At 64.6% G+C, this 17,590-nt stretch carries 18 protein-coding genes and 2 tRNA genes; 13 read left to right on the top strand and 7 right to left on the bottom strand.

Annotated features, from left to right (window positions below):
• Positions 1-152: 152 nt before the first annotated feature.
• Positions 153-1,991: a hypothetical protein gene (locus ACZLHH_RS16245; RefSeq protein ID WP_177179537.1), complete on the bottom strand. Its 1,839-nt coding sequence runs from the start codon at positions 1,989-1,991 to the stop codon at positions 153-155.
• A 349-nt stretch (positions 1,992-2,340) separates the two neighbouring features.
• Between ACZLHH_RS16245 and ACZLHH_RS16250 the strand changes: the two genes are divergently transcribed.
• On the top strand, positions 2,341-3,405 hold the full coding sequence (locus tag ACZLHH_RS16250) for a DUF4238 domain-containing protein (RefSeq protein ID WP_071229682.1): 1,065 nt from the start codon (positions 2,341-2,343) through the stop codon (positions 3,403-3,405).
• A 479-nt stretch (positions 3,406-3,884) separates the two neighbouring features.
• On the opposite strand, the gene ACZLHH_RS16255 is transcribed toward ACZLHH_RS16250, so the two are convergent.
• On the bottom strand, positions 3,885-4,040 hold the full coding sequence (locus tag ACZLHH_RS16255; RefSeq protein ID WP_177179536.1) for a hypothetical protein: 156 nt from the start codon (positions 4,038-4,040) through the stop codon (positions 3,885-3,887).
• Positions 4,041-4,220: 180 nt separating this feature from the next.
• Between ACZLHH_RS16255 and ACZLHH_RS16260 the strand changes: the two genes are divergently transcribed.
• Positions 4,221-4,706 carry a hypothetical protein gene (locus tag ACZLHH_RS16260; protein WP_049423886.1) on the top strand — a complete coding sequence of 162 codons (486 nt, stop codon included), beginning with the start codon at positions 4,221-4,223 and terminating at the stop codon, positions 4,704-4,706.
• A gap of 6 nt (positions 4,707-4,712) precedes the next feature.
• On the opposite strand, the gene ACZLHH_RS16265 is transcribed toward ACZLHH_RS16260, so the two are convergent.
• Positions 4,713-5,474 carry an SDR family oxidoreductase gene (locus tag ACZLHH_RS16265; RefSeq protein ID WP_032130300.1) on the bottom strand — a complete coding sequence of 254 codons (762 nt, stop codon included), beginning with the start codon at positions 5,472-5,474 and terminating at the stop codon, positions 4,713-4,715.
• A gap of 132 nt (positions 5,475-5,606) precedes the next feature.
• Between ACZLHH_RS16265 and ACZLHH_RS16270 the strand changes: the two genes are divergently transcribed.
• Complete coding sequence (locus tag ACZLHH_RS16270) at positions 5,607-6,449, top strand: bifunctional transcriptional activator/DNA repair enzyme AdaA (protein WP_180844526.1); 843 nt, start codon at positions 5,607-5,609, stop codon at positions 6,447-6,449.
• 289 nt (positions 6,450-6,738) lie between these two features.
• Here ACZLHH_RS16270 and ACZLHH_RS16275 read toward each other — a convergent pair whose 3' ends face one another.
• On the bottom strand, positions 6,739-7,764 hold the full coding sequence (locus ACZLHH_RS16275) for an NADP-dependent oxidoreductase (RefSeq protein ID WP_180844527.1): 1,026 nt from the start codon (positions 7,762-7,764) through the stop codon (positions 6,739-6,741).
• A 334-nt stretch (positions 7,765-8,098) separates the two neighbouring features.
• Here ACZLHH_RS16275 and ACZLHH_RS16280 point away from each other — a divergent pair.
• From ACZLHH_RS16280 to dxs, 8 genes are all read left to right on the top strand, one after another.
• Positions 8,099-8,174, top strand: a tRNA-Phe gene (locus tag ACZLHH_RS16280).
• Between the two features lie 73 nt (positions 8,175-8,247).
• A tRNA-Phe gene (locus ACZLHH_RS16285) sits at positions 8,248-8,323 on the top strand.
• 101 nt (positions 8,324-8,424) lie between these two features.
• Complete coding sequence (locus tag ACZLHH_RS16290) at positions 8,425-9,000, top strand: hypothetical protein (protein WP_107432594.1); 576 nt, start codon at positions 8,425-8,427, stop codon at positions 8,998-9,000.
• Positions 9,001-9,096: 96 nt separating this feature from the next.
• Positions 9,097-9,648 carry a lipocalin family protein gene (locus ACZLHH_RS16295; protein ID WP_032130303.1) on the top strand — a complete coding sequence of 184 codons (552 nt, stop codon included), beginning with the start codon at positions 9,097-9,099 and terminating at the stop codon, positions 9,646-9,648.
• Between the two features lie 162 nt (positions 9,649-9,810).
• A complete protein-coding gene (locus tag ACZLHH_RS16300) occupies positions 9,811-10,287 on the top strand; it encodes an LEA/WHy family protein (RefSeq protein ID WP_121504553.1) in 477 nt (158 codons plus the stop codon).
• 65 nt (positions 10,288-10,352) lie between these two features.
• Positions 10,353-12,143: an acyl-CoA dehydrogenase C-terminal domain-containing protein gene (locus ACZLHH_RS16305; protein WP_180844528.1), complete on the top strand. Its 1,791-nt coding sequence runs from the start codon at positions 10,353-10,355 to the stop codon at positions 12,141-12,143.
• Positions 12,144-12,538: 395 nt separating this feature from the next.
• Positions 12,539-13,204: an HNH endonuclease gene (locus tag ACZLHH_RS16310; RefSeq protein ID WP_019336875.1), complete on the top strand. Its 666-nt coding sequence runs from the start codon at positions 12,539-12,541 to the stop codon at positions 13,202-13,204.
• A gap of 105 nt (positions 13,205-13,309) precedes the next feature.
• Positions 13,310-15,217, top strand: coding sequence for a 1-deoxy-D-xylulose-5-phosphate synthase (gene dxs, locus ACZLHH_RS16315; protein WP_049462121.1), 1,908 nt, complete (start codon positions 13,310-13,312; stop codon positions 15,215-15,217).
• 152 nt (positions 15,218-15,369) lie between these two features.
• Here the strand turns inward: dxs and ACZLHH_RS16320 are convergent, their stop codons facing one another.
• From ACZLHH_RS16320 to ACZLHH_RS16330, 3 genes are all read right to left on the bottom strand, one after another.
• Entirely contained in the window at positions 15,370-15,573 is a 204-nt protein-coding gene (locus ACZLHH_RS16320; RefSeq protein ID WP_005417823.1) for a hypothetical protein, read from the bottom strand.
• Between the two features lie 167 nt (positions 15,574-15,740).
• Positions 15,741-16,304 (bottom strand): DUF3011 domain-containing protein, encoded by a 564-nt coding sequence (locus ACZLHH_RS16325; protein WP_049401711.1) that lies wholly within the window; start codon positions 16,302-16,304, stop codon positions 15,741-15,743.
• 132 nt (positions 16,305-16,436) lie between these two features.
• Positions 16,437-16,643 carry a hypothetical protein gene (locus tag ACZLHH_RS16330; protein ID WP_049423877.1) on the bottom strand — a complete coding sequence of 69 codons (207 nt, stop codon included), beginning with the start codon at positions 16,641-16,643 and terminating at the stop codon, positions 16,437-16,439.
• A 404-nt stretch (positions 16,644-17,047) separates the two neighbouring features.
• On the opposite strand from ACZLHH_RS16330, the gene ACZLHH_RS16335 reads away from it, so the two are divergent.
• Together ACZLHH_RS16335 and ACZLHH_RS16340 are read left to right on the top strand one after the other, a co-directional pair.
• Positions 17,048-17,332 (top strand): hypothetical protein, encoded by a 285-nt coding sequence (locus tag ACZLHH_RS16335; RefSeq protein ID WP_032128670.1) that lies wholly within the window; start codon positions 17,048-17,050, stop codon positions 17,330-17,332.
• 12 nt (positions 17,333-17,344) lie between these two features.
• Positions 17,345-17,578, top strand: coding sequence for a DUF1653 domain-containing protein (locus ACZLHH_RS16340; RefSeq protein ID WP_049423874.1), 234 nt, complete (start codon positions 17,345-17,347; stop codon positions 17,576-17,578).
• The last annotated feature ends 12 nt before the right edge of the window (positions 17,579-17,590 follow it).

Genomic DNA, 17,590 nt, shown 5'->3' on the forward strand with positions numbered 1-17,590 from the left:
AGCCAGCGGGCACCTACTTTGAAACCCCACCGCCACTCCAATGTCATAGTGGGTAACTGGAACGCGCCAGGGCCAGCCCAGGCAGTCCAGGGAATGGAAATTCACCGGCTAGGCTCGTTCGCCGCAGCACCCGTCCTCTGCGCACACGGCAATCAATTCCTCAGTCGGTCACGGGCTCTCGATATAACGACCGCATCCAGTGACGTCCACGTAGCCAACCCATGGATGGCATCCACAACGTCTCCCCAAGGCCCCTCCTCACTCGGAAACACCCCCCTGTCCTTAAGCACGGTCTTGCAGATGCGAGCGAGGCTTGCAGCAACGAAAGACGCGCCCGGAAATAGCAAATCAATCTTGGTGTTAAGCGGAAGCGTGACCAGTTCCGTCAATGTAGTTCTTATGTGGTACTTGGCTTGAAACTCTCGCCGACGCTCAAAGGACCGGACATCGTCGTTAAGCATTCTCACCGCCTGACTCAGCTCCTCTCGATCGATATCCGCCGTCAATAGGCCGCGCGCCACCCGGCGGAACTTCCAGAACGATTCGGCAGTTGTGCCCCGAGCCACTTCCAACGCTGACAAGCCTCGCGGGGCTAGAAGGCCATCGACGACGCGATGCATTCGATCCGCGACGTGTCCAGGAGTCGTTCCAGACGTCCGGTTAAAGTAGTTGGCGATGGTGGTTGCATTGCCGGACTCATCGTAATCAGCAAACTCGCGGGGCAAGTAGGTCGCACCAAGGCACGCCGCCCATTCGACCATGGCGCCGGCGTGGCTCAGCTCCAAGCGCGCATCGACGCCGCGTGTCGCGTGCACCAACTCCCCTACCAGTGCTCCAAAGCCGGACTCCATGGTCGCAACCGCGCCATGACGGAACAACGCGGTATGCTGTTGCCTAAGGACCCTGCCGTAGGCCGAGACCAAAGGGGCCAACGGAGTCGAAGATCCGACAGATTGAATCATTCGCAGGAGATCAATGCGCTCTTGGTTACTGAATGGTCCATACAGGAGTGGATCCTTGTGCTGCCCGTGCGACACCGTAAGCGAAGCCAGGCGCCGGCTCAGGATCACCGAGGACTTGTTTGCTCCAACGGCCGCCTCTACCAGAGACGAAGGATAACGAGCGACCGGCACCGGCAGTACGAGCCTTATCCTCCCCATGCCGACAAGCTCTTCAAAGGAAGCCAAGTCAATCTCGTGGCGACCAAGCCACCCCAGGTCATAGGTTGGCACGATGTTGACGACATCGTAGATGCACAATAGCTCAGCCAGCTTTACGTCACTTAGATCATCTGCACCGAACAGTACCGAGAACTTTTCACGACTCGACTCGCTCCTGGAGAACCGCTGTTGACTGCGGGAACTGGTGAACTCTCGCCAAGAGTCCTCATCTTCTTCAACCAGCCCGCGGATAGCTTGAGATGAAGCCCTGAACCGTCGAACGACTGGCAGATCGAGAAAATTCTCAGGCGCGACCGCGGCGGAAACTACTTCTTCCTTTGTAGGAGACGCGGACAGCTGCGCGAAGCGCAAAGACCCTGGCAACTGAAGTTTCCGGTACGCTGCATCTACAGATGCCAGCTCCTCATTCGACAACCCTTGATGCTCAAAGAAGAAGCCATCAAGGTCGAACTTAAACACCAAATTTCCCGCAGGCAGACCGGGTGCAGCAAGGCTCAGCAGATCATTGATCCAGGGGTGGGTCATCGGCTCGTTGATCAACCAGGCGTCGTCAGCAGCTGTGGTCGAGATGTTCAGCTTTTCAAGGGAGGGCGGCTCACTCACCAACTTCACATTGGCGGTGATTGGTCGAATCTCTCTATCAAAAATTCGGGAAAGCTCGTCCCAATCGCCCACAGGACCCACGACGTGGATTTCATAACGACCATCCTCGCCGTGCAGGATCGACTCCAGTTCGGGATAAGCAAACTGAAACTGCTGGTAAGCCCAAACGGCACTCCTTTCTTGAAGTGTCCGCCGAACGTCACTCATGCTGCACATTCCGCTGCCCATCCCCTGAATCAGCCTGCCGGATTGCCGCATTGTATCCCACCACCCCGGCCTTATTGCACCATCCAACGTGCACCCAAAAATCTTCACGTCGGCCACCAAGCTAACCTGACCGATCCGACCGGACATCCCGAGTATTTAGCTTAACCCGAGCGGCCGCGACATGCAGCTGCGGAGCTAGCATTCAACAGCCCGCCAGGCTAGATGGGCAACGCTTTCCCTATACATCCGACGCCACTGGGTACCGCTGCGAGAGGCAAGGGCAAATCCGCCCGCCTAAGGGCAGCTATTCGGCAGGTGCCAAACTTCCCAAGTTGGAGCATGATGAGATATGGCCGGCCGACGACAGCATTACCTCCCTCGATTCCTGCAACGCACCTTTCGCTACCGAACGAGCGGCACGCAGGACTACGTGCACGCCCACGAGAGCACGCGGAGCTATGCGCCCAGCACCATGGGCCTAGGGCAAGAAAGGGATTTCTACGGAAATCCAGAAGAATCGTGCGCTGACGACAACGTTACGGAGAGCGAGAACCGACTCGCCCTGATACTTAATCGGCTGAACGAGAACCCATCCAGCGTTTCGCAAGGTGAGCAGGCGCTGCTCGTTGCTGCACTTGCGGTAAGAACGAAGAAGATGCGAGAGTCGCTCGAGACCACGGTGAAAGTTTTCATCAACGAGCTGGCGGGACTGATCCAGACGCACGGCATCAGACGCCAGGAGATAGAAGCCTACTGGAGCGACAAGTCCAAACTTGAGGAAGTCATCCAAGGGGAACTGAAGAAACTTCCCCCCATGCCTCGCGAGATGCGCGCAAAGCTAGTTTCTCGGCTAAAGCAGGAGTGGCACAGGCGACGTGAGCAGATAATAGCCCAGATGCAGATCAACGGGAGAGCCTTGGCTGCTGAGCTTTTTGCACGCATGGATCATGAAAGCGCGCAAATGGCCGATAGAGCTTTCCGCAGAGTCTTCGAAGATGACCCGACGATCCCGGAGCGAGTGGCCTCTCTCACCCAGCTTTACGATTTTTCCGTCATCAATGCATCCGTAGGCGATGAGTTCATTCTTGGGGACTGCGCCGCAATCGGCTTTCGCGCTGATCGCTCACCTCGCTTGCCCATCGGAGATTTTGACGAAGATTCTCCGCTGGATCAGATCTACCTCCCAGTCTCCCCCACGCGATGCATTGCCGCAGTGCGGAAGGGAGAGAGCGCCTGGGCTCAACTGAAGGAGATCAATAGTGCATCTGCAGCGTTGTCGCATCGCTTCTTCATCTCAAAGTCGGGGGAGCATCCAGATCTGCTCAAACTCCAAGCGCTTATTGGAACGGCCGATCCCTTGGCTTCAGAGGAAGATATGCGATCCCTTCTGACGAAGATCTATGAAGAGGACTGACTCTGTCGTCAGCCCCCACGCCACTCGATATGCTTCATTCATCACGGCAAGGGCGGGAAATCCTGCTTTCATCAACTTTGCGCAGGGAAATCAAGATGGTTGAGCAGTTCGGCTTGCGTCTACCTTGCGCTCTTGCTTACCGGCTATACCTCAGGCACCGGTCCACCAGCTGCCTCAGCGCCTCGCCCAGCGTGATCCCAGCGGCCTTGGCATCTACTGCCAGAAGCTCTGCTTGAGACTTGGGAACCTTCGGGTCCGGAAGAAGATCGCTGTAGCGCTTACCCTGCCCGGCCTTGGCCCGAACCCGGGCCGAGAACGGCTCGCGGACCTTGGCGTGCGTGTTCACCAGTGCCGCAAGGGCTGCGGTGGGTGTTACGCCCTGCTGCCGCGCCAAGGCTCGAAACGCGCCCGCCCTGTCAGCGTCGATGTGGACCGTAGGCAACCGGCTCGGGGCCGGCTGCCTGGTGATTCTGTAGGAGTCAGTCGCCGTCATGTGCCAGCTCTGCAATGCGCGCCTCCAATGCTCGGTTCAACCCGGACTTGCTGCGGCAAGCCTGCCGGGCCAGCACATCGCGGGCATCGCCATGGTTCCACGCGGCGGCCTCAACGAGATAGCGCTCCGCTTCGTCGCTCATCCTCCACCCGGTGATCGAGTCTTGGCAATCGACCTGTGGCAGCATGCCAGCGAGCACGTAGGCCGCCTCAGCATGACCGGGCCACAGGTCAGTCCTGTGCCAACGTCATGTGCAGGCACTGGCTTGCCGCTGCGGCCCCCGTGCAGCCAGAATCCGAGGCACCACGCCCACCGGTATGCCATGCCCTCTTCTGCCCAGCACGCAGCACACGCCGTGCCGATGCGCCTCGATGCGACCGACGGCAGCATCCAGCTCGGCAATCTGCCGGCCTTGATCTGCCCCACGCTCTCACTGGATGAAGCGCGCATCGCCTTTACCGCCTTGGTAAGTGGGGAGCGTGATGTCGGCACCGGCTATCACTGGTTGAGCCTGCACCGGCTCAGCCTAGGCGGTGCGCCCGCTGGCATCAGCCTGTGCTTCCTCGGACAACAGCTCGACATGGTGACGATGGGGGTCGATCTACCCGGTGCAGCACTGGAAGACGGCTGGCCGACCCAGGCCGCAATCGATGCAGAAGTCGCCTTCATGCGCCGCACGCTGGGTGCGGCGCTGGGTCGCAAGCTGAGCGGCGGCCAAGCCCGGTTCAACTGGGGCGAAGCCTGGGCCCGTTTCGATCCGAAAGGCTTCATGGCCAGCAGCGGCATTCGCTACTCACCACGCACGTGACCGCGCTCAGGTACGGGTGATCGACACCCCACCCTCCACGCGCATCGCGGTACCCGTAACGAAACTGCTCTCATCGCTGGCCAGGAACAGCGCCGCATTGGCGATCTCCTCCGGCTCGGCGAGGCGCTTGAGTGCGTGCAACGAGCGCACGAAGTCGCGGGCATCGCCGGTCGGTGCGGCCTGCCGGCCCATCTCCGTATCGGTGCCACCGGGCAGCAGTACGTTGCTGCGCACACCGCGCGCACCGTATTCGGCAGCGATCACCTGGCTCAGGCCGATCAGCCCGGCCTTGCTTGACGCATAGGCCGCCATGCCCGGGAATCCCACGGTGTGGCCGACGAAAGTGCCAACGAACACCAGCGAGCCGCCGCCGCGCGCCAGCAGTGCCGGCAGCTGCGCGCGTGCCGCATGGAAGGCGGCGTCGAGATTGGTGGCCATCACCTCGCGCCAGGCATCCACCGGAAACTCCGCCGCCGGCACGCCCGGGCCGAGCATGCCGGCATTGTTGAGCGCGATGTCCAGGCCGCCGAATGACTGCTGGGCCAGATCGACCAGCGCCTGCGCCGTGCCCGGGTTGGCCACGTCGGCGGCATGCACCACGGCTTCGCCACCGGCAGCGCGAATCTGCTCGGCCAGCGCCTGCAGCGGCTCCGGCCGCCGTGCGTTGAGCACCAGCTTTGCTCCTTCGGCGGCGAAGCGCAGCGCGCTGGCGCGGCCGATACCGGCGCTGGCACCGGTGATGAGAGCGATCTTGTTGTTCAGGCGCATGGTCGTGGTACCGGTTGTGAAGTGGCCGCCACGATGCCGTGCGTTCGGCCCGCCAACACTCCGTTTCCGGGCCTCACAGGTGAGTGCAGGAAACGGAGTTTCCGCAGCACCGGCACGTGCCAGAATCCGGCCATGGACAGTACCGCCACCACCGCCCTCGATGACCGCATCGAACGGGTCTGCCGCCACCTGCAGACCAGCCTCGACGAACCCTCGCTGCAGGAACTGGCCGATATCGCTGGCTGCAGCCCGACGCGCCTGCATCGCCTGTTCAAGCAGTCCACCGGGCTGACCCCCAAGCAGTACGCCGCCGCGCTGCGCGCCGACCGCCTGCGCACCGGGCTGGAACAACAGGAACGCATCACCGACGCCTTCCACGATGCTGGCTTCGGATCCAGTGGACGCTTCTACGAGAACGCACCGAAGTTGCTGGGCATGACGCCCAAGCAATGGCGCGCAGGGGGGCGCGGCGAAGTCATCCACTTCGCGCTTGCCGAAAGCTCACTGGGCAGCGTGCTGGTGGCCAGCAGCGGGACCGGCGTGGTCGCGATCCTGCTCGGCGACGATCCGGAGACACTGCTGCAGTCGTTGCAGCAACGCTTCCGCCAAGCCGAACTGGTCGGCGCCGACCAGGGCTACGAGCAACTGGTGGCACAGGTCGTAGGCCTGGTCGAGGATCCTTCGCGAGGCGCCACGTTGCCACTGGACATCCGCGGCACCGCGTTCCAGCAACGGGTGTGGCAGGCACTGCAGCAGATTCCGCGCGGGCACACTACCTCGTATGCGGATATCGCCGCGCGTATCGGCGCGCCGCGCTCAAGCCGTGCCGTCGCACGCGCATGCGCAAGCAATCCGTTGGCGGTGGCCGTGCCCTGCCACCGCGTGGTGCGCCGCGATGGCGACCTGTCCGGCTATGCCTGGGGCGTAGCGCGCAAGCGCGAACTGCTGCGCCGGGAAAAGGCCTCGACTGCCTGAAGTGGGTGCCGACCTTGGTCGGCACACTCAGCCTCCCGTAGCTGCCGACCTTGGTCGGCACACTCAGCCTCCCGTAGCTGCCGACCTTGGTCGGCACACTCAGCCTCCCGTAGCTGCCGACCTTGGTCGGCACACCCAGCTTCCCGTAGGTGCCGACCTTGGTCGGCACACCCAGCTTCCCGTAGGTGCCGACCTTGGTCGGCACACTCAGCTTCCCGTAGGTGCCGACCTTGGTCGGCACACCCAGCTTCCCGTAGGTGCCGACCTTGGTCGGCACACCGCCAAGGCCTCAATCCAGCTTCACCACCAGCTTGCCGAAGTTGCGCCCCAGCAACAGCCCGAAGAACGCCTCCGGCGCATTCTCCAGCCCTTCCACCACATCCTCGCGGTACTGGATGCGGCCGTCGCGCAGCCATTGCGGCATCTCGCGTTCGAACTCCGGCCACAGATGGTTGAAGTCGTGCACGATGAAACCACGCACGGTCAGGCGCTGGCGCAGGATCTGGCTGAACAGTGCGGGCAACCGGTCCGGGCCGGGCTGCTCGACGCCCCGCTCGTTGTAGGTGGCGATGGTGCCGCACACCGGAATGCGGGCGAAGTCGTTGAGCAGCGGCAGCACTGCATCCAGCACATGGCCACCGACATTCTCGAAGTACACGTCGATGCCGGCGGGCACTGCCGCGTGCAGTTGATCGGCAAAATCAGCCGCGCGATGATCCAGCGCCACGTCCACGCCCAGCGTCTGCAGATAGGCACGCTTGGCTTCGCCGCCGGCGATGGCGACCACGCGCGCGCCCTGCAGCTTGGCCAGCTGGGCCACGGTCGCGCCCACCGGCCCGGTCGCGGCAGCCACCACCAGCGTCTCGCCCGGCTTCAAACGGGCGATTTCATGCAGGCTGGAATAGGCGGTGAAGCCGGGCATGCCATACACGCCCAGCGCGGTACTCAGCGGCAGTCCGGCCGGGTCCAGGCGGCGCCCCAGTGCCCTGGCCGGCAGCACCGCGTGGGTCTGCCAGCCACCCGGCGCCAGCACCAGCTCACCTGCGGCTACGCCCTCGGCATTGGACTGCAACACCTCGGCCACGGTCTGCCCTTCCATCACCGCGCCCACCGCCACCGGCGCGGCATACGAGGGGCCCTCGTCCATGCGTCCACGCATGTACGGGTCCAGCGACAGGTAGCGGTTGCGCAGCAGCACCTCGCCATCGGCCAATGACGGCAACGCAACCTGTTCCAGGCGGAAGTTGGCTGCACTTGGCGCCCCCTGCGGACGCGACGCAAGCACAATGCGGGAGGTGGTCGAGGGATCGGACATGGCCAGGTCTCTGCTGTTGCCAGCATCAGGAGAGGAGTGCCGACACTACGCCGCCGCCATCCCCGATGGCGGCCACGAAAACAGCGTTCCATCACCCGGACCGGCGCGGGTCCGGCGCAGCCCTTGCCCTTGCAGCTTTGGCGATCGCGGCGATCTGCTGATTTCCACCGCAGACGATGATCGACTGGCCACGCCCCGCCCCAGGACGGAGGATCAAGCACTTGCGAGCGCGCAGACGGCAATGTGAAGAAATCTTGGCAAAACGCTTGCCGAAGGCAGCCGACCTCCGTAATATACGCGTCCTTGGCAGCGACCTCGCTGCAACGAAACACGTGGCCGAGTAGCTCAGTTGGTAGAGCAGGGGATTGAAAATCCCCGTGTCGGCGGTTCGATTCCGTCTTCGGCCACCACTTTCGAAGGCCTGCAGAAATGCGGGTCTTTTTTTTCCGGAAACCGGGCTTGATCACGGTTGCCACACAATTTGGCCGAGTAGCTCAGTTGGTAGAGCAGGGGATTGAAAATCCCCGTGTCGGCGGTTCGATTCCGTCTTCGGCCACCATCTTCAGAGACCTGCAGAAATGCAGGTCTTTTTTTTTTGCGCGACCGTGCCTGCCGTCTCTGTAGTACCGTCCTTGGTTCACTGCATGGAGCACTGATGACATGGATGACACCCCTTCCCTGTCCCAACTACGGCAATCGCTGCGTCGCCTGCAATGGCTGGTTGCCGGGCTGTCCGTATTGTTGCTTGGCTTGGCCGCAGTCACGGCCTGGCTGCTTTCGCAGCGCGATGCCCCATTACACGTCGATCATTTGAGCACGCGGCAGCTGCAGGTACTCGACGAGCACGGCGTGGTACGGGTGGAGATTGGCCAGGACAGCGTAGAAGAAGGGCGACGAAGCCGCGCTGCCGGCATCCTGATTTTCGACGCTTCCGGCGCCGAGCGAGGCGGCCTGAGCACGTTCGAGGACAACAGCGTTGCTCTTGCTCTGGACGCCCCGAAGGGACAGGGCGAGGACCGGTGGCGGGACCGGGCCGGACTCCGTGTGGACGCCGACGGCTCCGCGCAACTGCTGCTGACCGACAATCTGACCCGCGGCGCAGTACGCCTGCATTCCAAGGGAACTGGCGGCGGAGGGCTGGACACCTTCAAATGGGATATGGGCAGCGGCACGTTGCATACGCGGACACTTACCTTTGACGGCGACGAGCGCAGTCAACGCCCGTTCGAGCAGTAGCCGCAACTGACGACGGCAATGGTGCCGGCGCATGGAACCTTTACACGCGCCCGTGGCCGCTCGCCTAAGCTCAGGACTCCTGCCTGGAGCCTGCCGATGCCTCTGCGCCCCACCCTGCTTGCCTGCCTGCTGCTGGCCGCCTCCCCGGTGATCGCCGCCGAACCGGTGCGCGCAGTCGACACGCTGGACATCGACCGCTACGCAGGCCAGTGGCACGAGATCGCGCATCTTCCGGTGTCGTTCCAGAAGCAGTGCGTCGGCGAGATCACCGCCAACTACGGGCTGCGCCGCGATGGCCGCATCAGTGTCACCAATGCCTGCCGCAACGGCGACGGAGAACGCGTGGTTGCTGAAGGCGTGGCACGCCCGGTTGCCGGCCATCCCGGCCAGTTGCAGGTGCGCTTCGTGCCGGACTGGCTGAGCTGGGTGCCACTGGTCTGGGCCGACTACTGGGTCCTGGCACTGGACCCGGACTATCAGTGGGCGTTGGTCGGTGAGCCGGACCGTAAGTACCTGTGGATCCTCTCGCGCCTGCCGGAAATGGATCGCGCCCGGTTCGAACAGTTGAAAGAGAAAGCCGAGACGATGGGCTACGACCTCGGCCCACTGCGCCTGATGGCTCCGATTCGCGATACGCCCGCCGACTGAACCGCGTCGCATCCGGCGCACCACGCGCGCGCCATCCGGCGCCGCGCACACCCGGCCGCCATCTTCACGCGCTACCCTCTGCGACGGGTCGCCACAGGCGATCCAAACGACCATACGCCGTAGTATGCTTATCCAACGCACCCCTCCAGAGGACCTGCGCCCATGCTCCACCGCTTCCGTATCGCCTTGATCGTCCTGTGCACCCTCGCCCTTGTTGCCTGCAACAACGGCATCGTCAAGCGTGTTTCGGAACCGGCGGCCAGCCTGCAGCAGCTGACCGTGCGCGCCGACGGCAACTGGACCGTGGCCCTGCGCCTGCAGAACTACAGCTCCATGCCCATGACCTTCGATGACGTCGCGCTGGCGCTGACCGTCGGCGACAGCGACGCCGGCACCCTGCAGGCCACGCCGGGCATTTCCATCGGCGGCACCTCGGCCGACGTCATCCAGGTCAACCTGGTGCCCAGCTCGGCCGCACGCCTGGTGGTGGCCGATGCGCTGGCCAGCAACCGCACCCTGGCCTATGGCCTGAAGGGAACGGTGGCAGCCACGCCGCAGGAAAAGAAGCAGCGCAGCTTCGACATCAGCAGCCGCAGCACCCTCAACCAGGCCCCGGGCCTGCCGGGCGTGCTGCGCTGACTCCCGCTTTCCGCCGCGGCGCCCGGCGCCGCTCCCCCTGTCCCTGATCCAATCGAGACGTACCGATGAGCAGCTACACCGCCCCGCTTTCCGACCTCCGTTTCGCCCTGCACGATGTGCTCAAGGTCGAACCCCTGTTCGCCCGCCTGGGCTTCACCGACGCCACCGCCGACGTGGTCGATGCCGTGCTGGAAGAAGCCGGCCGCTTCAGCGCCACCGTGCTGGCCCCGCTCAACAGCGTCGGCGACGAGATCGGCTGCGTACTCGACCAGGCCTCCGGTGAAGTGACCACCCCGCCCGGCTTCAAGCAGGCCTACGACCAGTTCGTCGATGGCGGCTGGACCGGCCTGACCGCCTCGCCGGAGCTGGGCGGCCAGGGCCTGCCGCACACCCTGGGCGTGCCGCTCAACGAAATGATCAATGCCGCCAACCTGGCGTGGGGCAACTTCCCGCTGCTCTCGCACGGCGCCATCGAAGCGCTGAAGCAGCACGGCGAGGCCTGGCAGCACGAGGCCTTCCTGAAGCCGCTGATCGAGGGCCGTTGGACCGGCACCATGTGCCTGACCGAGCCGCACTGCGGCACCGACCTGGGCCTGCTCAAGACCAAGGCCGAGCCGAATGCCGATGGCAGCTACTCGATCACCGGCACCAAGATCTTCATCACTGCCGGCGAGCACGACCTGACCGGCAACATCGTGCACCTGGTGCTGGCCAAGCTGCCCGACGCCCCTCCGGGTGCCAAGGGCATCTCGCTGTTCGTCACCCCGAAGTTCAAGGTCGACCGCGAAGGCAACGTCGGCGAGCGCAACGCACTGCGCTGCGGCTCGATCGAGCACAAGATGGGCATCAAGGGGTCGGTCACCTGCGTGATGAACTTCGATGGTGCGCAGGGCTACCTGGTCGGCCAGCCGCACAAGGGCCTGCAGGCCATGTTCACCATGATGAACACCGCGCGCCTGGGGGTCGGCCTGCAGGGCATCGGCCTGTCCGAGCGCGCCTACCAGAACGCACTGAAGTACAGCCGTGAGCGCCTGCAGTCGCGCGCCCTGAGCGGCGCCAAATTCCCGGACAAGCCGGCCGACCCTATCCTGGTCCATCCGGATGTGCGCCGCATGCTGCTGACGGTGAAGTCACTGGTCGAGGGCAGCCGCCTGCTGGCCCTGCACGCCGCCACCCTGATCGACGTCGCCCACCACGCCGAGGATGCCGCCGAGCGCGAGCGCGCCGACACCCTGGTGAGCTTCCTGACCCCGATCTCCAAGGCCTGCCAGACCGAATGGGGCATCGAGAACACCTACAACGCCCTGCAGTGCTTCGGTGGCCACGGCTACATCCGCGAACACGGCATGGAGCAGCTGGCCCGCGATGCCCGCATCACCACGCTGTATGAAGGCACCACCGGCATCCAGGCGCTGGACCTGATCGGCCGCAAGACCGCGTCCAGCCAGGGCGCGGGTCTGAAGCTGATGCTGGCCGAGATCGAGGCGTTCGCCAAGGCCAACGAAGGCAACGAAGCGCTGGCCGAGTTCATCGGCCCGCTGCGCGCCAAGGCCGCCGAATGGGGCAAGCTGACCCTGGACGTGCTGCAGCGCGCGGCCGCCAACCCCGACGAACTGGGCGCAGCCAGCTACGACTACCTGTTCTACTCGGGCTACGTGGTGCTGGCTTACTGGTGGGCCCGCAGCGTGGCCGCCGCCGATGCCAGCGCGCACGGCGCCGCTTTCGCTCAGGGCAAGCGCGAGACCGCACGGTTCTACTTCGCCCGCGTGCTGCCGCGCACCCTCAGCCACGCCGCCGCGATCCAGGCCGGCGCCGCCCCGCTGATGGCGATGGACGACGAGCGCTTCGGCGCCTGAGCCGGGCGGCGCCCGGCACCCGCGGTAGTGCCGGCCGCTGGCCGGCAACCGCAACAGCAACAGCTGCATCCCGATGAATGGCGGGGCGGTGTGGGCTGGCAGGACACGCCGTAAACCCATCCTTGGGGGCTCGATGGCGCCATCCATGGCGCCAACGGTCCTGCCACCCCACACCGCCCCGCCTCTGACAGTCCCCCGCGATCTGCCGTAGATCCACGCCATGCGTGGATGGAAACCACCGAAATCCATCTGGAGAAAAGCCCCCCTTTGTTAAGGGGGGCGCGCCAACGGCGCGGGGGATAGGAGGAATGCGTGGACCTGAATCATTGCGATTTGGGCATCGCCCTCGGGGCGATACCCAAATCGCAATGATTCAGGTATAAGCCGTTCTCCCGATGGAGACAGACACTACACGCTTGGGTCTGATCGAAGCCGGAGCTCCGTTTTCTGCTCCGGGCGCCGAAGCATCGCCCAACGCCACGACGCTGCATCGCCCCGGTTCGGTCCGGCTGCTCTCGCTTGATGCCCACGGACGCGTACTGGACTGGATCACCTGGCAGGATGCGGCGTGCCTCTACGCCCGCGAAGCCGTCGCCTGGACACTCGGCGATCCCTGCCTGCACATCCACGGCGGCACCAACCGCTTCAGCGGTCTGCAGAGCGGCATGGACCTGCACCCGATCATCGCCGCCCGCGGCCACGCCCGCTCCCGCGCGATCGACCCCACGCCAAACCTGACCAACCCGGCCCTGTTCGCCCGCGACGCGCACCTGTGCATGTACTGCGGCCAGCAGTTCAACCGCCCCACGCTCACCCGCGACCACGTCATGCCGCTGTCCAAGGGTGGCCTGGACTGCTGGGAAAACGTGGTCACCGCCTGCTTCCACTGCAACTCGCGCAAGAGCGACCGCACCCCCCAGCAGGCCGGAATGCCGTTGCTGGCGGTGCCTTACCGGCCCAGCTGGATCGAGCACCTGATCCTGTCCAACCGCAACATCCTGGCCGACCAGATGGCCTTCCTGAAGGCGCAATTGCCCAAGCGGTCAAAACTGAGCACCTGAATCGCTGAAAATGCAACCCTCACCGTCCTGTCACGGGCGGCGGCGTTTGCTTGCCCCACCCCCGTTTGAGGGCGAAAATGGGCGTTCAGAACAAGTGCGAACATGATGATCGACTCTGCCCGCTATCCCCGCCTCGCGCGCATCCAGACACCGGATGACCTGCGCACGTTCGACGAATCCGAATTGAGGGCGGTCGCCGACGAACTGCGCGCCTACCTCATCGAGTCGGTGGGCAAGAGCGGCGGGCACTTCGCCGCCGGCCTGGGCGTGATCGAACTCACCGTGGCCCTGCACTACCTGTACCAGACCCCGCAGGACCAGCTGGTCTGGGACGTCGGTCACCAGACCTACCCGCACAAGATCCTGACCGGTCGCCGCGACGAGATCCACACCGTCAAGCAGAAGGACGGCGTCGCGCCGTTCCCGAAGCGCGAAGAGAGCGAGTACGACACCTTCGGCGTCGGCCACTCCTCGACCTCGATCTCGGCCGCACTCGGCATGGCCATCGCCCGCCAGTCCGAAGGCGACAACCGCCAGGTCGTTGCAGTGATCGGTGATGGCGCAATGACCGCCGGCATGGCGTTCGAAGCGCTGATGCACGCCGGCGGCATGGAGCCCGAGCCGAACCTGCTGGTGATCCTCAACGACAACAACATGTCGATCTCCGAGGCGGTCGGCGGCCTGACCAAGATGCTCGGCCGCGCCACCGGCAGCCGCACGCTCAATGCGCTGCGCGAAGGCGGCAAGAAGATCCTCGGTGACAAGAAGAACAACCCGGCGCGCTTCGTGAAGCGCTGGGAAGAACACTGGAAGGGCATGTTCGTGCCGTCCACGATGTTCGAGGAAATGGGCTTCCACTACACCGGCCCGATCGACGGCCACGACATGCCCGCCCTGCTGTCCACGCTGAAGACGCTGCGCGCCTCCAAGGGCCCGAAGCTGTTGCACGTGATGACCACCAAGGGCAAGGGCTACGAGCCGGCCGAAGGCGACCAGATCGGTTACCACGCCGTCGGCCCGTTCGATCCGGACAAGGGCCTGGTGGCCAAGGCCGGTGCCAAGAAGCCGACCTACACCGATGTGTTCAGCGACTGGCTGTGCGATGCCGCCGCTGCCGAGCCACGCCTGTACGGCATCACCCCGGCGATGCGCGAAGGCTCCGGCCTGGTGCGTTTCAGCAAGGAATACCCGCAACGCTATTTCGACGTGGCAATTGCCGAGCAGCACGCGGTCACCCTCGCCGCCGGCATGGCCACCCAGGGCGGCAAGCCGGTGGTGGCGATCTATTCGACCTTCCTGCAGCGCGCGTACGACCAGCTGGTGCATGACGTGGCCATCCAGGACCTGGACGTGCTGTTCGCGATCGACCGCGCCGGCGTGGTCGGTCCGGACGGCGCCACCCATGCCGGCAACCTCGACCTGAGCTTCCTGCGCTGCGTGCCGAACCTGGTGGTGATGGCTCCGTCCAATGAAGCCGAGTGCCGGCAGATGCTCAGCACTGGCCTGCAGCACCCGGGCCCGGCCGCCGTGCGCTATCCGCGCGGCACCGGCACCGGCGTTGCCGCCGGTACCGACCTGTCGACCCTGCCGATCGGCAAGGGCGAGCTTCGCCTGCAGGGCAGCCGCGTCGCGCTGCTCGCCTTTGGCAGCACCGTGGCCGCCGCCGAACAGGTCGGCCGCGAACTGGGCCTGAGCGTGGTCAACATGCGCTTCATCAAGCCGCTGGACCGCGAGCTGGTGCTGGCCGTGGCCGCCCAGCACGAGGGCCTGGTCACGATCGAAGACAATGTGGTGGCCGGCGGCGCCGGCTCCGGCGTCGGCGAACTGCTCAACGCCGAAGGCGTATTGCGCCCGATCCTGCACCTGGGCCTGCCAGACAGTTACCAGCACCACGCAAGCCGTGAGGACCTGCTGGCCGAAGCCGGTATCGATGCGGCGGGCATCCGCGCGGCGGTACTCAAGCGCTGGCCGCAGCTGGCTGCCGGGACCCCGCCGCTCAGCGCGGCAGGCTGAGGCCGGTCACCACCAGTAGATCCACGCATGGCGTGGATCTACTGCGGAACAGGGGTCGATCCACGCCATGCGTGGAGACAGATGCAAAGTAGATCCACGCCGTGCGTGGATGGCGGGCTCCGGAACGATGATCTGGCCGGAAACCCCAACCCTCAGCCGTAGCTGACCGCTTCCACGAACGCACCGCTGGCCTCCACCCGCACCGCAGCGCGCTGCCCGGTGTCGACGAAGTGGAGGCGTGCAAGGGTTTCAGCGAAATCGTAGGCCCGGGCACCATCGCGGAACTCGATCGGTTCCGGCCGGTCCGGGTGCAGCACGCGCCATTGGCGTTGCTCGCATTGCAGGCGGATCAACATGCAGCTCACTCCTTGAGGCAGCGTATCGACGGTGGCGGGACGGGCGTGCCGGTTACGGCAGACTTCATCGCGACGGATCAGGGGCACGCAGGGGTGCCCTGATCACAGAAGATACGACGTTCAAAATGTGAGCTGTATCAGATTATTCTGATTTTCGATGGGCGAGCTCAATTCACCTGGAACTGCGCCCGGCAGCCGTCGCTGACCCAGATGCCACGACGGTTCCAGCCCCAGGTCTGGCCCTCGATGCAGGCGCTGCGTGAATCCTGACGCACCAGGCGCACACCACGACGGATGCGGGCATCACAGTACTCCTGGCGGTGGCCGTTGGAATGGCAGGTGATCACCTCACCCCCGCCCCAGCCATTGCCACCGTTGCCCCAGCCGTTGCCATGGCCACCACCCCAGCCACCGCCACGGCGGTACTCGCCAACGAACTCGGCACGGCAGCCCTGGGTGACCCACACACCGTAGCGCGATTGCCCCCAGGTCTCGCCTTCCACGCACGGCGAACCGGACAACTGGCGGATCATCCGGGCACGGCCTTCCAGGCGGCATTCATTGCTGCGGTTCTTGATCGATTCGCAGCGGACGATGCCGCCGCCATCACGACCGCCATAGCGATCGTCGTCATAACCGTAGCCATAGCTCTGCGCCTGCGCGCCGCCTGCGGCCGCCAGCATCGGCAGCAGCGTGCAGGCCAGGGTGCGCCAGGTGAGTGCCTTGCCCATCGGAATCTCCGGATGAATACGATGGCGCAAGCATCCGGGATTCGTGGCGCGGCGCACAGGGGGGCGCACCACGGCGGTTTTTTCCCCATTCAAACAACTCAACCGTGGCTGACTGCGCCTCGGCCGGTGGCGTCACTCCCCGATATGGAGCGCATCGACGGTGCTGCCGAGCGCCTCGACCCGGACCGTGCTGCGCTGGCCGGTGCGACGATGGTGCTCGAGGGCCAGCGCAGCGGCCGCGTCGAAGGCATCGGCACCGCGGGCGTAACGGGTGGCGTCACCCGCCTTCGGATGCAACACGGACCAGTGCCGGGCAGTGCATTGGACAGTAAAGACCATGAGAAGCTCCTGCGGAAGGAAAGAGGCGGTGACAGGCGGCAGGGCCACGTGCCAGTACACCCTCAGGCTATCGATCGCGTCGGAGATGGCCCATCAGATTTGTACGAAAATGCCTCAGGATTCGGTCGGGCGCTTCCCAACCCTCACATCTCTGAGGCTGTTTAGTGAAGGCGTTCCGTGACCCTTGTCACGGAGTTGACGGAGCTTCACACTACCGTCACCAACAGGGGCCCCTTCCACATGCGCACCTTCTTCTCGCAGCAGCGCTGGACGCTGCTGAAGTTCTATTTCGTGGCCAGCTATCTGGTGCTGATTGAAGAGCTGATCCGCGCCGCCATGCACTGAGCGCTTGCTGGAGGGCTATTTGCGACAGACACTGTCGCTTTAGGCACGGAGCCCGCCCGATGAAAGCGCTTCTTCTGATTCCAGCCCTGCTGGTGCTGACCGCGTGCGCCAACCAGCACGACGCCGCCGCACGTGCCGATGCGGCGCCCACCTCGTCTGCGATACCGAAGGTGGGCGGCGATCGCGATGCCCACGGATGCATTGGTTCGGCCGGCTACCAGTGGTGCGAGCACAGCCAGCGTTGCGAACGCCCGTGGGAACTGGCACAGGCACAGGGCCTGGCCAATACCGCCGAGGCCATCGATGCCTACTGCGCGAAGCCGGCCAGCCCGGCACGCAAGTGAGGCGCGCACCCCATGGCTGAGCTGAGCCCGCTACCCACCCTGGCCCCGGGTCGCTACCGCCACTTCAAGGGCGGCGAGTACGAAGTGCTCGATATCGTCCGCAGCAGCGAGACGCTGGAGCCACTGGTGCTGTATCGCGCGCTCTATGGCGAAGGCGGCCTGTGGGTGCGCCCGTATGCCATGTTCGTCGAACAGGTACCGGGCGAACACGGACCGCAGCCGCGTTTCGCCCGCATCGACGCATGACGGTTCCGCTGC

Source organism: Stenotrophomonas sp. 28608_Sma, assembly GCF_056486185.1.

What these genes read in the sequence shown, in the direction of transcription:
- ACZLHH_RS16245 (WP_177179537.1), bottom strand. Translation starts at nt 1,991, where the DNA reads ATGAGTGACGTTCGGCGGACACTTCAAGAAAGGAGTGCCGTTTGGGCT.
- ACZLHH_RS16250 (WP_071229682.1), top strand. Translation starts at nt 2,341, where the DNA reads ATGGCCGGCCGACGACAGCATTACCTCCCTCGATTCCTGCAACGCACC.
- ACZLHH_RS16255 (WP_177179536.1), bottom strand. Translation starts at nt 4,040, where the DNA reads ATGAGCGACGAAGCGGAGCGCTATCTCGTTGAGGCCGCCGCGTGGAAC.
- ACZLHH_RS16260 (WP_049423886.1), top strand. Translation starts at nt 4,221, where the DNA reads ATGCCCTCTTCTGCCCAGCACGCAGCACACGCCGTGCCGATGCGCCTC.
- ACZLHH_RS16265 (WP_032130300.1), bottom strand. Translation starts at nt 5,474, where the DNA reads ATGCGCCTGAACAACAAGATCGCTCTCATCACCGGTGCCAGCGCCGGT.
- ACZLHH_RS16270 (WP_180844526.1), top strand. Translation starts at nt 5,607, where the DNA reads ATGGACAGTACCGCCACCACCGCCCTCGATGACCGCATCGAACGGGTC.
- ACZLHH_RS16275 (WP_180844527.1), bottom strand. Translation starts at nt 7,764, where the DNA reads ATGTCCGATCCCTCGACCACCTCCCGCATTGTGCTTGCGTCGCGTCCG.
- ACZLHH_RS16290 (WP_107432594.1), top strand. Translation starts at nt 8,425, where the DNA reads ATGGATGACACCCCTTCCCTGTCCCAACTACGGCAATCGCTGCGTCGC.
- ACZLHH_RS16295 (WP_032130303.1), top strand. Translation starts at nt 9,097, where the DNA reads ATGCCTCTGCGCCCCACCCTGCTTGCCTGCCTGCTGCTGGCCGCCTCC.
- ACZLHH_RS16300 (WP_121504553.1), top strand. Translation starts at nt 9,811, where the DNA reads ATGCTCCACCGCTTCCGTATCGCCTTGATCGTCCTGTGCACCCTCGCC.
- ACZLHH_RS16305 (WP_180844528.1), top strand. Translation starts at nt 10,353, where the DNA reads ATGAGCAGCTACACCGCCCCGCTTTCCGACCTCCGTTTCGCCCTGCAC.
- ACZLHH_RS16310 (WP_019336875.1), top strand. Translation starts at nt 12,539, where the DNA reads ATGGAGACAGACACTACACGCTTGGGTCTGATCGAAGCCGGAGCTCCG.
- dxs (WP_049462121.1), top strand. Translation starts at nt 13,310, where the DNA reads ATGATCGACTCTGCCCGCTATCCCCGCCTCGCGCGCATCCAGACACCG.
- ACZLHH_RS16320 (WP_005417823.1), bottom strand. Translation starts at nt 15,573, where the DNA reads ATGTTGATCCGCCTGCAATGCGAGCAACGCCAATGGCGCGTGCTGCAC.
- ACZLHH_RS16325 (WP_049401711.1), bottom strand. Translation starts at nt 16,304, where the DNA reads ATGGGCAAGGCACTCACCTGGCGCACCCTGGCCTGCACGCTGCTGCCG.
- ACZLHH_RS16330 (WP_049423877.1), bottom strand. Translation starts at nt 16,643, where the DNA reads ATGGTCTTTACTGTCCAATGCACTGCCCGGCACTGGTCCGTGTTGCAT.
- ACZLHH_RS16335 (WP_032128670.1), top strand. Translation starts at nt 17,048, where the DNA reads ATGAAAGCGCTTCTTCTGATTCCAGCCCTGCTGGTGCTGACCGCGTGC.
- ACZLHH_RS16340 (WP_049423874.1), top strand. Translation starts at nt 17,345, where the DNA reads ATGGCTGAGCTGAGCCCGCTACCCACCCTGGCCCCGGGTCGCTACCGC.